The sequence below is a fragment of the Pseudomonas sp. BN414 genome (genome assembly GCF_029871275.1).
Classification (GTDB): domain Bacteria; phylum Pseudomonadota; class Gammaproteobacteria; order Pseudomonadales; family Pseudomonadaceae; genus Metapseudomonas; species Metapseudomonas resinovorans_C.
Genome location: NZ_SSOL01000031.1, coordinates 1 through 15,638, shown reverse-complemented (window position 1 = coordinate 15,638; position 15,638 = coordinate 1). Strand labels below are relative to the sequence as shown.

Sequence of the window (15,638 nt, the reverse complement as noted above, 5' to 3'; positions counted from 1 at the left end):
TTTCAGGAAGTGATTCGATGCCTACCCATACTCGCATCCGCATGTTCAACACCAAGGACACCTATCCGAACCAGTCGCTGGACAACGACCTGTGCCAGGCCGTGCGTGCCGGCAACACCGTCTATGTGCGCGGCCAGGTCGGGACCGATTTCGAGGGACGGCTGATTGGCCTCGGCGACCCACGCGCCCAGACCGAGCAAGCCATGAAGAACGTCAAGCAACTGCTGGAAGAGGCGGGCAGCGATCTGTCCCACATCGTCAAGACCACCACTTACCTGATCGACCCCCGCTATCGCGAGCCGGTCTACCAGGAAGTGGGCAAGTGGCTAAAGGGCGTGTTTCCGATCTCCACCGGGCTGGTGGTTTCCGCCCTGGGCCAGCCGCAGTGGCTGATGGAAATCGATGTGATCGCAGTGATTCCGGACGACTGGCAGTCGGCACAGGCATAAGGAGCAGGAGCATGACGTTCTCTATCATTGGCCGCTGCCCGGAGACCGGGCAGCTCGGCATCGCCATCAGCTCTTCGAGTATCGCCGTCGGCGCGCGTTGCCCGTGGGTGCGGGCGGGCGTGGGTGCGGTGGCGACCCAGAACGTCACCCTGCCGGCCCTGGGGCCGCAGATTCTTGACCTGCTCGACGGGCAACAGCTGGAGCCCGCGGCGGCCCTGGATCGGGCTCTCAGTACCAACGGCTGGAGCCAGTATCGGCAGGTCACAGTGATCGATAGCCATGGTCGCACCGCGCTCTTCAGCGGCAGCGAGGCGCTGGGCGTGCACAACGCGGTTGCCGGCGAGCAGTGCGTCGCAGCAGGGAACCTGTTGTCTGGCACCCATGTCATCGAAGCCATGGTGAAGGCGTTCGAGGCTGCTCCCGGTCTTCTGGCCGAGCGCCTGCTGGCAGCCATGCATGCCGCGATGGCGGCAGGTGGCGAAGCGGGTCCGGTTCACTCGGCAGCGCTCAAGGTGGTAGGTGACCTCATCTGGCCAATCGTCGACCTGCGGGTCGACTGGGCGGAGGAGGACCCTATCGGCCAGCTGGACGCGCTCTGGCAGGCCTATCGGCCGCAGATGCAAGACTACGTCACCCGTGCGCTGAACCCGACGGCGGCCCCGAGTTACGGGGTTCCGGGCGATGAGTGAGGCCTCCAGTCGCGATCTGCTCGAACGGCTGGTCGGTTTCGCCACCGTCAGCCGGGACTCCAACCTGGAGCTGATCACGTTCATCCGGGATTACCTCTCCGGGCTCGGGGTCGAGAGTGAGCTGTTCTATAACCCGGAACGCACCAAGGCCAACCTGTTCGCCACCATCGGTCCTCGCGACCGGGGTGGCGTCGTGCTGTCTGGCCATACCGACGTGGTGCCCGTGGACGGGCAGGCCTGGACGGTCGAACCATTCAGGCTGACCGAAAGGGAAGGGCGGCTGTACGGGCGCGGTACGGCGGATATGAAAGGCTTCATTGCTTCCGTACTGGCTGCTGTCCCGGCCTTTCAGGAGCGGCCACTGACGCTGCCGGTGCATCTGGCCTTCTCCTATGACGAGGAGGTCGGCTGCCTGGGGGTGCGTCCCATGCTGGCGGAGTTGGAAAAACGGCCGCATAAGCCGCGCCTGTGCCTGATTGGCGAACCCACGGAGTTGAAGCCGGTGCTGGGCCATAAGGGGAAGCTGGCCATGCGCTGTGAGGTCCAGGGCGCCGCCTGTCATTCCGCCTACGCGCCTTATGGCGTGAATGCCATCGAGTACGCGGCACGGTTAATCGGCAAGCTGGGCGAGATCGGTGCGGAACTGGCACGGCCAGAGCATCACGATGAACGTTTCGATCCGCCGTTCTCCACGGTGCAGACCGGCACCATCAAGGGCGGTCGTGCGCTGAACATCGTCCCGGCGGAATGCGAGTTCGACTTTGAGGTGCGCGCATTGCCGGGCTTCGATGCGCAGCAGGTGGCGGATGAGCTGCAGGCCTTTGCCGAGGACGAACTGGTGCCGCGGATGCGCAGGGTGCAGGCGGATACTGGTATCAATCTCAAGCCGTTGAGCGCCTATCCGGGACTGGCCACTCCGCCCGACGGTGAAGCGGCACGCCTGTTGGCGCTCCTCTCTGGCTCGACGGAGTTTGGCACCGTGGCCTTCGGGACCGAGGGTGGTTTATTTGATCAGGCGGGCATCCCCACGGTCGTCTGCGGCCCGGGCAGCATGGATCAGGGCCACAAGCCCGACGAATTCGTCAGTCTTGAACAGCTGACGGATTGCGACCTCATGCTGCGCCGTCTGGCGCTTTATCTACAGGGCGAGGAGCGTCTGCTGTAGACTGCCGCACCCCTTTAGGTATGGCTGGGGTGTGTGATTGACGGGCGTCAACCCCATTGCTACCATTCCAGCCCTTATGTTGGCTCGATTCCTCCGTCCGGAGGTTGAAAAAGCCAATGTCAACCCCGAGTTTTGCGCAGCTTCCGGTTTCCGCTGGGAGTTGCGCCACCGGGACGGTGTGGGATACCAGCTTCGATCCCCATCGCCTCTATTGATGACTTGACCGCATTGGCTGGAGTGCGGAATAGGGCCTTTCCTGGCCTTTGACTACAGGTATGAACATGAGCGAAAGCTTTGCAGAACTTTTTGAAGAAAGCCTGAAATCCCTCGACATGCAGCCGGGTGCAATCATCACCGGCATCGTGGTCGACATCGATGGTGACTGGGTCACCGTCCATGCTGGCCTGAAATCCGAGGGCGTCATCCCGGTCGAGCAGTTCTATAACGAACAAGGCGAGCTGACCATCAAGGTGGGTGACGAGGTCCACGTAGCGCTCGACGCGGTGGAAGACGGCTTCGGTGAGACCAAGCTGTCCCGCGAGAAAGCCAAGCGTGCCGAATCCTGGCTGGTTCTGGAAGCTGCTTTCAACGCCGAAGAAGTGGTCAAGGGCGTTATCAACGGCAAGGTCAAGGGCGGTTTCACCGTCGACGTCAGCGGCATCCGCGCGTTCCTGCCGGGCTCCCTCGTGGACGTGCGCCCTGTGCGCGACACCACCCACCTGGAAGGCAAGGAACTCGAGTTCAAGGTCATCAAGCTGGATCAGAAGCGCAACAACGTTGTCGTTTCCCGTCGCAGCGTCCTGGAAGCCGAGAACAGCGCCGAGCGCGAAGCTCTGCTGGAATCCCTGCAGGAAGGCCAGCAAGTCAAAGGTATCGTCAAGAACCTCACCGACTACGGTGCGTTCGTTGACCTGGGCGGCGTAGACGGCCTGCTGCACATCACCGACATGGCTTGGAAGCGCATCAAGCACCCGTCCGAGATCGTCAACGTTGGTGACGAGATCGACGTGAAGGTCCTGAAGTTCGACCGCGAGCGCAACCGCGTTTCCCTGGGTCTGAAGCAACTGGGCGAAGACCCATGGGTTGCCATCAAGGCTCGTTACCCGGAAGGCACTCGCGTGACCGCCCGTGTAACCAACCTCACCGACTACGGCTGCTTCGCCGAGCTGGAAGAGGGCGTGGAAGGCCTGGTACACGTTTCCGAAATGGACTGGACCAACAAGAACATCCACCCGTCGAAAGTCGTTCAGGTTGGCGACGAAGTGGAAGTTCAGGTTCTGGACATCGACGAAGAGCGTCGTCGTATCTCCCTGGGCATCAAGCAGTGCAAGTCCAACCCGTGGGAAGACTTCTCCAGCCGCTTCAACAAGGGCGACAAGATCTCCGGCACCATCAAGTCGATCACCGATTTCGGTATCTTCATCGGCCTGGAAGGTGGTATCGACGGTCTGGTTCACCTGTCCGACATCTCCTGGAACGAAGTTGGCGAAGAAGCCGTACGCCGCTTCAAGAAGGGCGACGAGCTGGAAACCGTCATCCTCTCCGTTGATCCGGAGCGTGAGCGCATCTCCCTGGGCATCAAGCAACTGGAAGACGATCCGTTCTCCAGCTACGCCTCCATGCACGAGAAGGGCAGCATCGTTCGCGGCACCGTGAAAGAAGTTGACGCCAAGGGCGCTGTAATCAGCCTCGGCGGCGAGATCGAAGGTGTTCTGAAGGCTTCCGAAATCAGCCGTGACCGCGTTGAAGACGCTCGCAACGTGCTGAAGGAAGGCGAAGAAGTCGAAGCCAAGATCATCAGCATCGACCGTAAGAGCCGTGTAATCAGCCTCTCCATCAAGTCCAAGGACGTTGATGACGAGAAGGACGCCATGAAGGAACTGCGCAAGCAGGAAGTCGAGTCCACCGGCCCGACCACCATTGGTGACCTGATCCGTGCTCAGATGGAGAACCAGGGCTAATCACCCTGCTCCATCAGCAAAAAGGGCGGCCTAGGCCGCCCTTTTTGTTGCCCGCGATTTGCCATCCCGCGTTAAGGCTGTTCAAAGCCCTTCCAGCGTGCTAAAACTCATAGAGCTGATCTAGCCGCTTGAATTAGAAGGGAAAACCATGACCAAGTCGGAGTTGATCGAACGAATCGTTACCCACCAGGGGCAGCTGTCGTCCAAGGACGTAGAGCTCGCCATCAAGACCATGCTTGAACAGATGTCCCAGGCGCTGGCTACGGGGGATCGGATCGAGATTCGTGGGTTTGGCAGTTTTTCCCTGCATTTTCGTGCGCCGCGCGTCGGACGTAACCCGAAAACCGGGGAGTCTGTGCGTCTTGACGGTAAATTTGTCCCGCATTTCAAGCCGGGCAAGGAGTTGCGCGATCGAGTTAATGAGTAACTCGGTCCATTGAGAGGGCGATAACTCCCCCTCGTTAGAATGGGCGCATTCGCGTTTGGAGTTCCCGATTGCGCTTGTTGTGCGGTTCCTTGCACTGAAATCAGGCTTCTCTCGATATCCCAGTGCTTAATGCAGATACGTACCGATGGCAGCACGTTGTGGTGGGCGGCGTGCTCAACAGGTAGCGGATCCTTGCAGGCAAGGTCGCAGTAGGGTCTCGGCGAAAAGCCCCGTATTGATCTGTGCAGGGGTGTTCGCTGTTGTAGAGGTCGATGACTACGTCCGTGTGCGCCAACTCCTACGCGAGACCGTCAACAGTTACACCCCTGAAGAGGAAATTGTTGGCTGGATCCATCAGTAGCGACGAATTGAGCCTTCTAACTCCAGGCATTAGTTTGTGTCGGGCGGTTTCTGGATGTACCGCCTTCCCCTTACTGATGACAAGGAGTGTTCACGATGTTACGTGTGCGTATCGCCTCGCTGTTTCTCGTTCTCTGTTCTCTTTTCCTCGGCTATAGCCAGGTTGCCGTCGCAGCCAAGGCCGCGCCGGCGGCGGCAGTTGAAAGCTCTGCGACCCAGGCGAGCAAGCTGAATATCAACTCCGCGGACGAGTCGGCGCTGCGGGAACATATGATTGGGATCGGCGCAGCGAAGGCCAAGGCAATCGTGCAGTATCGCGAGGAAAATGGTCCGTTCTCTTCGGTAGACGATCTGCTGGAGGTCAAGGGAATTGGTGTCAAGACTCTGGAGAAAAGTCGAGACAGACTGACCGTCGAGTAGTGTACGAGCAAATCAAGAGCCGGCCTTCGAGGTCGGCTTTTTATTGGGTGCTACGTCAGAATGGCGGCGTTGCGATTTGGAGATTGGGGTGAAAGCCTGGCGCGCTGAAGTGCGATCTCGAGGGGGCGAAAAGGGGAGTGTTCTTCGCCCAAAAGAAAAAGCCCCCGGCATGTGCCGAGGGCTTTTAATTTGGCTCCGCGACCTGGACTCGAACCAGGGACCCAATGATTAACAGTCATTTGCTCTACCGACTGAGCTATCGCGGATCGGATGCGCGTATCTTACTGATTAGAAAGGAGAAGTCAAGCATTTGCTTGAGCTTCTCCTTTTCCGCGTCAGAGTACCTGGGTAATCGCGCGGGTGATGCTTTCCAGGTTGCTTTTGTTCAGCGCGGCTACGCAGATGCGGCCGGTGCTGACGGCGTAGATGCCGAACTCGTTTTTCAGGCGTTCAACTTGCTCGGCGGTCAGGCCGGAGTAGGAGAACATGCCGCGCTGACGCGCCACGAAGCTGAAGTCGCGCTTGGCGCCCTGGGCAGCGAGTTGCTCGACCATGGCCAGACGCATGCTGTGGATGCGGGTGCGCATTTCGCCCAGCTCGCCTTCCCACATGGCGCGCAGTTCCGGGCTGTTGAGTACGGAGGCAACTACGGTGGCGCCATGGGTGGGCGGGTTGGAGTAGTTGGTGCGGATCACGCGCTTGACTTGCGACAGGACGCGGCCAGCCTCTTCCTTCGAGTTGGTTACCACGGACAGGGCACCGACGCGCTCGCCGTACAGCGAGAAGGACTTGGAGAAAGAGCTGGAGACGAAGAACTGCAGGCCGGATTCGGCGAACAGGCGTACCGCGAACGCGTCTTCATCGATACCGGCGCCGAAGCCCTGGTAGGCGATGTCGAGGAACGGTACATGCTCGCGTTCGCGCAGGACTTCCAGGACGGCTTTCCAGTCTTCCAGCTCGAGGTCCACGCCGGTCGGGTTGTGGCAGCAGGCGTGCAGTACCACGACGGACCGAGCGGGCAGGGCCTTGAGGTCTTCCAGCAAGCCGGCACGATTCACGCCATTGGTGGCTGCATCGTAGTAGCGGTAGTTCTGCACCGGGAAACCGGCGGCTTCGAACAGGGCGCGATGGTTTTCCCAGCTCGGGTCGCTGATGGCGACAACGGCATTGGGCAGCAGGCGCTTGAGGAAATCGGCGCCGGTTTTCAGCGCGCCGGTACCGCCCACGGCCTGGGTGGTGACAACGCGGCCTTGGGCCAGCAGTTCGGAATCAGCGCCAAACAGCAGCTTTTGCACGGCCTGGTCGTAGGACGCGATACCCTCGATTGGCAGATAGCCGCGCGGGGCGTGCGCTTCGATGCGGGCCTTTTCCGCTTCAGCTACAGCGCGCAGGAGCGGGATACGGCCTTGCTCGTTGTAGTAGACGCCCACGCCCAGGTTGATCTTGTCGGCACGGGTATCGGCGTTGAACGCTTCGTTGAGACCCAGGATAGGATCACGCGGAGCCATTTCGACGGCAGAAAACAGACTCATGATGCGGCAGCTCGGAGGAGGAAGATGAGGATGGGATGCAACCCCGAACGATGTGCGCTAGGGGTTGCGCAATCGGGCCGGTATTATAGCGGCCCAGACAGTTTGCGGCGACATCGCGCGCAAGCTTTCCGCCAGGTATGACGCCCGTTCTGCCCAGGTGTCACATCCAATGTCGAGGTCAGCATGTCGGAGTTCCAGCTTGTAACCCGTTTCAAGCCCGCCGGCGACCAGCCGGAGGCCATTCGACAGATGGTGGAAGGGCTTGAAGCCGGCCTTTCGCACCAGACACTGCTGGGGGTTACCGGGTCGGGGAAGACCTTCAGCATCGCCAATGTCATTTCCCAGGTGCAGCGTCCGACGCTGGTGCTGGCGCCCAACAAGACATTGGCTGCGCAGCTGTATGGCGAGTTCCGCACCTTCTTCCCGAACAACTCCGTCGAGTACTTCGTTTCTTACTACGACTATTACCAGCCGGAAGCTTACGTTCCGTCCTCCGATACCTATATCGAGAAAGATGCCTCGATCAACGACCATATCGAGCAGATGCGCCTGTCTGCGACCAAGGCATTGCTGGAGCGGCCAGACGCCATCATCGTCGCCACCGTTTCTTCCATTTACGGCCTGGGTGATCCGGCGTCCTACCTGAAGATGGTGCTGCACATCGACCGCGGTGACCGTCTCGACCAACGGACCTTGCTGCGCCGTCTGGCAGAGTTGCAATACACCCGCAATGACATGGACTTTGCCCGCGCAACCTTCCGTGTTCGCGGCGATGTCATCGATATTTTCCCGGCGGAATCCGACCTGGAGGCGATCCGTGTCGAACTGTTCGACGATGAGGTGGAAAGCCTCGCGGCGTTCGATCCTCTGACAGGTGAGGTAATCCGCAAACTGCCGCGCTTCACCTTCTATCCGAAAAGCCACTACGTGACGCCGCGCGAGGTGCTGCTCGAAGCGGTGGACAAGATCAAGGAAGAGCTCAAGGAGCGCCTCGAGCAGTTGCGCTCAGCCAACAAGCTGGTGGAGGCGCAACGGCTGGAGCAGCGTACCCGCTTCGATCTGGAAATGATTCTCGAGCTGGGCTATTGCAACGGCATCGAGAACTACTCCCGCTATCTCTCCGGTCGTGCTCCGGGCGAGGCGCCGCCGACGCTCTATGACTACCTGCCTGCGAACTCGCTGCTGGTGATCGATGAGTCCCACGTCACGGTTCCCCAGGTAGGTGCGATGTTCAAGGGCGACCGTTCGCGCAAGGAAACCCTCGTGGAGTACGGTTTCCGCCTGCCGTCGGCGCTGGACAACCGCCCGCTGCGCTTCGATGAGTGGGAGGCGATCAGTCCGCAGACCATCTTCGTGTCCGCAACCCCGGGCCCCTACGAAGGCGAACATGCCGGCCGGGTGGTCGAGCAGGTGGTGCGACCGACGGGCCTGGTGGACCCGCAGGTGGAAGTGCGTCCGGCCACTACCCAGGTGGACGACCTGCTTTCCGAGATCCGCAAGCGTGTAGCCGTCGAAGAGCGGGTGCTGGTCACTACGCTGACCAAGCGCATGGCGGAGGACCTCACCGACTACCTGGCTGACCATGACGTCAAGGTGCGTTACCTGCACTCGGATATCGATACCGTGGAGCGGGTGGAAATCATCCGCGACCTGCGTGTCGGCGCTTTCGACGTGTTGGTGGGGATCAACCTGCTGCGCGAAGGCCTGGATATGCCGGAGGTTTCGCTGGTAGCCATCCTGGATGCCGACAAGGAAGGCTTCCTGCGATCCGAGCGTTCGCTCATCCAGACCATCGGACGCGCGGCGCGCAACCTGAACGGCAGGGCGATTCTGTACGCCGACAACGTCACCGGTTCCATGCAGCGTGCGCTGGATGAGACTGATCGACGCCGGAGCAAGCAGGTGGCGTTCAACGAAGCCCACGGCATTGTGCCGAGGGGCGTGAAGAAGGACATTCAGGACATCCTCGAAGGTGCGACCGTACCGGGCTCGCGCAGTAACAAGCGCAAGGCCATGGCCAAGGCGGCCGAGGAGAGCGCCCGCTACGAGGCGGAACTGCGTTCGCCGAGCGAGATCACCAAGCGCATTCGCCAGATGGAAGAGAAGATGTTCCAGTTGGCTCGCGACCTGGAGTTCGAGGCTGCGGCGCAATTGCGCGACGAAATCCAGAAGTTGCGGGAGCGGCTGCTCCAGCTCTGAATGAACAAGGGCGCCATCTGGCGCCCTTGTTCATTGGCTTCAGCGTCTACCGAAGATGATCATCACAACGCCTGCCAGAGTGGCCAGGCAAGCAAGCAGGGCGGCGGCTTCGAGTCGTTCTCCGAGGATCACGAAGCCGAGCAGGAGGGCCACTACCGGATTGACGAAGGCGAAGGTCGAAACCAGGCTCGGTTTCACTTCCCTCAGCAGCCAGAAGTAAGCGGGATAAACCCCCAGGCTGACCGGCACCACCAGATAGGCCATCCAGAGCCAGGCATCCAGGCTCACGCTGGACAGGTCCACGCCGCTCCAGTCCCCACGCCACAGACCGAAGATCGCGAGAATCAGCGTGCCCGTCAGCATCTGCAGGCTCAGCCCCATCCAGCTGGAACGGAAGGGTGCGCGCTGGCGCAACATCCACGCGCCGACCGCCCAGAGGAGTGTGGCCATTACTACCAGTCCGCCGGCGAACCATTGATCGAAGCCGGCGTCCCCGCCCAGGCCCTTGCCCATCAGCATCACAATGCCGCCGCTGGCGAGCGCCAGGCCGCACAGGACCCAGAGTGGCGGGCGACGGTCGAGCAGCCACTCCAGCGCGACGCTCCAGAGGGGAAGGGTGGTATAGAGCATCGCCAGCATGCCGGTGGGCAGGAACTGGTTGGCGTAGATCAGCGCCCCCTGGCCAACGGCAATCAACAAGATCCCTCCGACCAGTGCGCTGCCGAAGTCGCTGCATTGAACCTGCGCCTTGCCGGTCGCCAGCACCCAGCCAAGGGCCAGGGTGCCCGCGAATAGGAAGCGCAAGGTGGCGATGACAAAGGGCGGCAGTTCACGCAGGAGGAAATGATTGGCCAGGTAAGTGGTGCCCCAGCCGACGTAAATCATGGCGAAGGCACCGATCAGAAGAAGGGTGCGGCGGGTTGAAGCGTGGGAAGACATGTACAGCCTGAAACGAAGCGCGCCGGATGCCCGGCGCGGGATTAGTGGGCGGCGGCGCTGGCGCCGCCGGTAGCGCCGACGGGCAGGGCGCGGGTGAGCAGCACGGCGAGCATGCTGACGCCGAGGGCGATGCCGATGAAATGGAAGGCGTCATTGTAGGCCATGATGCTGGCCTGCTGGTGTGCGATTTCGCTGAGCTTGCCGAGGGCTGCTTGCTCGCTGCCGAGCTTCTCCGTCAGCAGTGCCACGCGCTCGGCGACCTGTGGATTGCTGGGCACCAGGGACTCGCGCAGGTAGTCGAAGTAGACCTTGGCGCGGGCGTCCAGCAAGGTGGCAAGAAGGGCAATGCCGATGGCGCCGCCCAGGTTTCGCAGGATGTTGAAAAGGCTGGAAGCAGAGCCGGCGTCCTGCGGCTGGATGTAGGCGGTAGCGATCAGTGACACGGTCACCATCACCAGTGGCTGGCCGAGGGCGCGAATGATCTGGATCTGGTTGAACTGTGGCCCCGCGAAGTCCGGGTTGAGTACGCCAGAGGCGAAGCTGGCGTAACCAAACAGGCCGAAACCCAGGGCGCAGAGGAACTTGGGTGGAATGACTTTCATCAACTTGGGGACGAGCGGAATCAGGAACAGCTGAGGGACGCCCATCCACATGATCACTTCGCCGATTTGCAGCGCGTTGTAACCCTGGATCTGCGCCAGATATAGCGGCAACACATAAATCGAACCGTATAGGCCCATGCCGAGGCCGACACTGGAAATGCTCGACAGGCCAAAGTTGCGGTTTTTCAGGATTCCCAGGTTGATCAGTGGGTTGGGGCGCGAGACCTGGAGGATGACGAAAAGGACCAGGCTCACCAGCGCAATGCTGCCCAGGCCGACGATCAGGTCAGACTCCAGCCAGTCCTTGCGGTGGCCTTCTTCGAGAAACACCTGCAGGCAGCCGAGGCCGACGCCGAGGGTCACGATGCCGGCATAGTCGGTGCGCTTCAGCAGCTCCCAGTGCGGTGCCTTCTTTTCCAGGCCATAGAGCAGGCCGGCAATCATCAGCAGGCCCGGCGGCACGTTGATATAGAAGATATATTCCCAGCCGAAGTTTTCCGTCAGCCAGCCACCCAGGGTCGGGCCGATGGAGGGGGCGAAGGTCGCGGTGATGGCGAACAGCGCCATGCCCTTGGCGCGGTGGTGCTCCGGGAGCTTGATCAGCGTGAGGGTGAATGCCAGCGGTATCAGTGCGCCGCCTGTGAAGCCCTGCAAGGCGCGGAAGGCAATCATGCTTTCCAGGCTCCAGGCCAGCGAGCAGAGCAGCGATGAAATCAGGAAACCTACGGATACCCAGACCGCGAGGCGTCGTGCCGAGAGCAGCTGCACCAGCCAGGCGGTAAGCGGGATCATGATGATTTCCGCCACCAGGTAGGAGGTGGAAATCCATGAGCCTTCTTCCAGGGTGGCGGAAAGTGCGCCCTGGATGTCTTTGAGTGAGGAGTTGGTGATCTGGATGTCCAGCACTGCCATGAAGGCGCCAAGCATGGCGCTCATCACGGCTATCCAATCACGTCGACTCGGTTCGCCAGTGGGGCGAACCAGTGCATCACCCGCCATGGTTCTCGGCCTTCAGGCGCACTTTGACCATAACGGACATGCCAGGCCGGATGCGGCCTTTGAGCGGGTTGTCGGACGCGAAAGTCAGCTTCACCGGAATGCGTTGGACCACCTTGGTGAAGTTGCCCGTGGCGTTGTCTGGCGGCAGCAGGCTGAACTGGGCGCCTGAGGCCGCGAAGAGGCTGTCCACGCGGGCCTCGATGGGGGTGTCGGGGAAGCTGTCGAAGATCAGTTCTGCGGTCTGGCCCGGCAGCATGCGCTCGATCTGGGTTTCCTTGAAGTTCGCCTGGACCCAGATGTCTTCGTCTGGCACCAGGGACATCAGGTGCGCGCCCACCTGGACGTATTGGCCATTGCGCGCGGCGCGCTGGCCGACGCGGCCGTCGATGGGCGAGCGGATTTCGGTACGGCTGAGGTTCAGCTCGGCCTGGGCGACCTCGGCGCGTGCGGTGGCGATCTGCGCCTCCAGGCGCTTGATCTCGGCGTTCAGCGCATCTACTTGCTGGCGCTGTGCCTTGAGGTCGGCCTCTGCCTTGGCGACCTGCGAACGAGCGACGCGGGAGTCGGCGGACAGGGTAGTGACGCGTTCCTCGGAGACGTAGCCGGGCTTGCGCAGGGTCTGTGCGCGGGACAGATCGATCTGGGTGCGGCCCAGGGTGGCCTGGGTGGCGGCAACATCAGCCTGGCTCGCGGCGATCAGGCTGGACTGCTGAACCAGTTTGCTCTGCGCCTGGGCCAACTCGGCTTCGCGCGTATCGAGCTGGGCGCGCGCCCGCTCCAGGGCGAGCTTGAAGTCGTCGGCGTCGAGACGCACCAGGACATCGCCTTTCTTCACTTGCTGGTTGTCGCTGACCAGCACTTCATTGATGCGCGCACCCAGCTGGCTGGATACGCGAGTGATTTCACCCTGCACGTATGCGTTGTCGGTGGATTCGAGGAATCGGCCGATCAGCAGCCAGTGGCCGAAGAGGCCGACGGCGACCAAGGCCACCAGGGCGATGAAGGTGAGCAGGCGGCGTTGCAGTTTGGCAGGCATGGGAAAACGTGGCTCGAAGTCTTTGCAGAATGTTGCGAATCTAGCAGTGTTCCGTGCTCGCAAATAGCCGGTACAATTCAGAAACTTTGTTGCTTATAAGGAACAATAATGGGGCTGGATGATGCGCTTATCTTCACTCGCGTAGTCGAGTGCCACAGCTTCACCCAGGCCGCGCAAAGCCTGGGCATGCAGAAATCGACCGTCAGTCGCCGCATTGCGCTCCTGGAAGAGCGTCTCGGGGTGCGTCTGCTCAATCGCACGACCCGTAAGCTGCGTCTGACCGAAGTAGGGCTGGCCTATTACGAAAGATGCCGGCAGATCATGCTGGACTTCGCCGAAGCCGAGCAGGCGGTCATGCAATTGCAGCAGGAGCCCTCCGGCCTGCTGCGCGTGACGGCGCCCATCGAATTCGGGCAGTTGTTCCTCGGCAAGGTGCTGGGCAGCTTTATGCGCCAGTACCCGCAGATCACGGCTGAAGTTGAAATCACCTCGCGCAATGTCGATCCGCTGGAAGAGGGTGTGGACATCGCGATCATGATCGGCCAACCGCAGGACTCGACCCTGATCGCTCGCAAGTTGTTCGAGAGCGGACGGCGCCTTTGCGCGAGCCCGGCCTACCTCGCTGCCCACGGCACGCCGCGGACGGTGGAGGCCCTCGCTGGCCATCGTGCCGTCCTGCTGCCCCAGGACTCCCAGCGCTACTGGATGCTGCAGGGGGAAAGCGTGCCCTGCCAGCGCGTCCTCTATTGCAACAACATCACCTTTGCCCGCGAGGCCGTGCTGGCGGGGGCTGGCATCGCTGGGCTGCCGTTGATGTTCACCGAATCGGCCGTGCAGCGCGGCGAACTGATCGAGTTGCTGCCTGAAGCGCGATTGCCCAGCGGCGAAATCTATGCGGTCTATCCCTCGCGGCGCTTCCAGGCGATGAAGGTCAAGGCATTTCTCGACTTCCTGATGCGCAGCCTGCCGGTGCAAGAAGGACACTTGCTGGAGCCGATGGCGACCAGCCTGATAAGATCGCGCCTTTGATCCACCTTGAGTTTCGAGACCACTCCATGACCACCGTCCGTACCCGTATCGCGCCGTCGCCTACCGGCGACCCGCACGTGGGCACCGCCTACATCGCCCTGTTCAATCTGTGTTTCGCGCGCCAGCACGGCGGTCAGTTCATCCTGCGTATCGAGGACACCGACCAGCTGCGTTCCACGCGTGAATCCGAACAGCAGATCTTCGACGCCCTGCGTTGGCTTGGCATCGAGTGGGACGAAGGCCCGGACGTTGGCGGTCCGCACGGTCCTTACCGCCAGAGCGAGCGCGGCGAGATCTACAAGAAGTACTCCCAGGAGCTGGTGGACAAGGGGCATGCCTTCCCGTGCTTCTGCACCTCGGAGCGCCTGGACAAGCTGCGCGCTGAGCAGACCGAGCGCAAGGAAACCCCGCGTTACGACGGCCACTGCATGCATCTGGCCAAGGATGAGGCGGACAAGCGCATCGCCGCTGGTGAGCCCCATGTCGTGCGCATGAAGGTGCCGAGCGAAGGCGTCTGCGTGGTTCCTGACATGCTCCGTGGCGATGTCGAAATCCCGTGGGACCGCATGGATATGCAGGTCCTGATGAAGACCGACGGCCTGCCGACCTACTTCCTCGCCAACGTCGTGGATGACCACCTGATGGGCATCACCCATGTCCTGCGTGGTGAAGAATGGCTGCCTTCGGCGCCCAAGCTGATCAAGCTCTACGAGTACTTCGGTTGGGAGCAGCCCAAGCTCTGCTACATGCCGCTGCTGCGCAATCCGGACAAGAGCAAGCTCTCCAAGCGCAAGAACCCCACCTCCATCACCTTCTACGAGCGCATGGGCTTCCTGCCTGAAGCGATGCTCAACTACCTGGGTCGCATGGGCTGGTCGATGCCGGACGAGCGCGAGAAGTTCTCCCTGGCGGAGATGGTCGAGCACTTCGATCTGTCGCGTATTTCGCTGGGCGGTCCGATCTTCGATCTGGAAAAACTCTCCTGGCTGAACGGCCAGTGGATCCGGGAACTGCCGGTGGAGCGTTTCGCCGCCGAGATTCAGAAGTGGGCACTCAACCCCGAGTACCTCATGCGCATCGCGCCCCACGTGCAGGGCAGGGTGGAGACTTTCAGCCAGATTGCGCCGTTGGCCGGTTTCTTCTTCTCCGGCGCGGTGCCGCTGGATGCCAAGCTGTTCGAGCACAAGAAGCTGAGCCCGGACCAGGTGCGCCAGGTCATGCAGCTGGTGCTGTGGAAGCTGGAATCCTTGCGTCAGTGGGAAAAGGACCGCATCACCGGCTGCATTCAGGCTGTTGCCGAGAGCCTGGAGCTCAAGCTGCGCGATGTGATGCCGCTGATGTTCCCAGCCATCACCGGGCAGGCCAGTTCGGTTTCGGTGCTGGATGCCATGGAAATCCTGGGGGCTGATCTCAGTCGCTTCCGTCTGCGTCAGGCCATCGAGCTTCTCGGCGGCGTGTCGAAGAAAGAAACCAAGGAGTGGGAGAAGCTGCTCGCGGCCATCGCCTGATGGCCCTTCGGTCGGTTCAGGGAAGGTCCTGTGCCGACCGAGGTCGGGTAAGTGTTTGTTCTTCCAGATAAAAAAGTTCGGTTTGTAGAAAAAATATTGTTGACAGCAGGAGGGGGCGCCCCTAATATGCGCCCCGTCCTCGCGACGGGGCTATAGCTCAGCTGGGAGAGCGCTTGCATGGCATGCAAGAGGTCGACGGTTCGATCCCGTCTAGCTCCACCACTCTTTCAAGGGTGGGTCGCGAAAAGGCATGAAGGTTTCGTCCCCTTCGTCTAGTGGCCTAGGACACCGCCCTTTCACGGCGGTAACAGGGGTTCGAGTCC

Annotated in this window: 13 protein-coding genes and 2 tRNA genes; 10 read left to right on the top strand and 5 right to left on the bottom strand. The window is 61.3% G+C overall.

All coding sequences use genetic code 11. The features are described from left to right. Window positions 1-17 precede the first annotated feature (17 nt). From E8E95_RS04200 to E8E95_RS04175, 6 genes are all read left to right on the top strand, one after another. Window positions 18-449 carry a RidA family protein gene (locus E8E95_RS04200; RefSeq protein WP_280348346.1) on the top strand — a complete coding sequence of 144 codons (432 nt, stop codon included), beginning with the start codon at window positions 18-20 and terminating at the stop codon, window positions 447-449. Window positions 450-460: 11 nt separating this feature from the next. Then, a complete protein-coding gene (locus E8E95_RS04195) occupies window positions 461-1,138 on the top strand; it encodes a DUF1028 domain-containing protein (protein WP_280348345.1) in 678 nt (225 codons plus the stop codon). Next, window positions 1,131-2,303 (top strand): acetylornithine deacetylase, encoded by a 1,173-nt coding sequence (argE, locus tag E8E95_RS04190; protein ID WP_280348343.1) that lies wholly within the window; start codon window positions 1,131-1,133, stop codon window positions 2,301-2,303. The genes E8E95_RS04195 and argE overlap by 8 nt, the downstream gene beginning before the upstream one ends. Window positions 2,304-2,584: 281 nt before the next feature. Further along, a complete protein-coding gene (gene rpsA, locus E8E95_RS04185) occupies window positions 2,585-4,264 on the top strand; it encodes a 30S ribosomal protein S1 (RefSeq protein WP_077525291.1) in 1,680 nt (559 codons plus the stop codon). A 148-nt stretch (window positions 4,265-4,412) separates the two neighbouring features. Then, complete coding sequence (gene ihfB, locus E8E95_RS04180; RefSeq protein WP_077525274.1) at window positions 4,413-4,691, top strand: integration host factor subunit beta; 279 nt, start codon at window positions 4,413-4,415, stop codon at window positions 4,689-4,691. Window positions 4,692-5,147: 456 nt separating this feature from the next. Then, the gene (locus E8E95_RS04175; protein WP_280348339.1) at window positions 5,148-5,471 is read left to right on the top strand and encodes a ComEA family DNA-binding protein; all 324 of its coding nucleotides are present in this window, start codon (window positions 5,148-5,150) and stop codon (window positions 5,469-5,471) included. Window positions 5,472-5,661: 190 nt separating this feature from the next. On the opposite strand, the gene E8E95_RS04170 is transcribed toward E8E95_RS04175, so the two are convergent. Continuing rightward, window positions 5,662-5,737 (bottom strand) — tRNA-Asn (locus E8E95_RS04170). Window positions 5,738-5,806: 69 nt separating this feature from the next. Further along, window positions 5,807-7,003, bottom strand: a complete 1,197-nt coding sequence (locus E8E95_RS04165; protein WP_280348337.1) for an amino acid aminotransferase — start codon at window positions 7,001-7,003, stop codon at window positions 5,807-5,809. 183 nt (window positions 7,004-7,186) lie between these two features. On the opposite strand from E8E95_RS04165, the gene uvrB reads away from it, so the two are divergent. Then, window positions 7,187-9,202 carry an excinuclease ABC subunit UvrB gene (gene uvrB / locus E8E95_RS04160; protein ID WP_280348335.1) on the top strand — a complete coding sequence of 672 codons (2,016 nt, stop codon included), beginning with the start codon at window positions 7,187-7,189 and terminating at the stop codon, window positions 9,200-9,202. Window positions 9,203-9,241: 39 nt separating this feature from the next. Here uvrB and E8E95_RS04155 read toward each other — a convergent pair whose 3' ends face one another. From E8E95_RS04155 to E8E95_RS04145, 3 genes are read right to left on the bottom strand one after another with little or no spacing between them, the layout of a single operon-like run. Continuing rightward, on the bottom strand, window positions 9,242-10,141 hold the full coding sequence (locus E8E95_RS04155; protein WP_280348334.1) for an EamA family transporter: 900 nt from the start codon (window positions 10,139-10,141) through the stop codon (window positions 9,242-9,244). 41 nt (window positions 10,142-10,182) lie between these two features. Further along, window positions 10,183-11,682 carry an MDR family MFS transporter gene (locus E8E95_RS04150; RefSeq protein ID WP_280348517.1) on the bottom strand — a complete coding sequence of 500 codons (1,500 nt, stop codon included), beginning with the start codon at window positions 11,680-11,682 and terminating at the stop codon, window positions 10,183-10,185. A 49-nt stretch (window positions 11,683-11,731) separates the two neighbouring features. After that, a complete protein-coding gene (locus E8E95_RS04145) occupies window positions 11,732-12,778 on the bottom strand; it encodes an HlyD family secretion protein (protein ID WP_280348332.1) in 1,047 nt (348 codons plus the stop codon). Window positions 12,779-12,886: 108 nt separating this feature from the next. Between E8E95_RS04145 and E8E95_RS04140 the strand changes: the two genes are divergently transcribed. From E8E95_RS04140 to E8E95_RS04130, 3 genes are all read left to right on the top strand, one after another. Then, complete coding sequence (locus E8E95_RS04140; RefSeq protein ID WP_280348331.1) at window positions 12,887-13,807, top strand: LysR family transcriptional regulator; 921 nt, start codon at window positions 12,887-12,889, stop codon at window positions 13,805-13,807. Between the two features lie 26 nt (window positions 13,808-13,833). Continuing rightward, window positions 13,834-15,315 carry a glutamate--tRNA ligase gene (gene gltX, locus E8E95_RS04135; RefSeq protein ID WP_280348329.1) on the top strand — a complete coding sequence of 494 codons (1,482 nt, stop codon included), beginning with the start codon at window positions 13,834-13,836 and terminating at the stop codon, window positions 15,313-15,315. 146 nt (window positions 15,316-15,461) lie between these two features. Next, a tRNA-Ala gene (locus E8E95_RS04130) sits at window positions 15,462-15,537 on the top strand. Window positions 15,538-15,638: the final 101 nt, after the last annotated feature.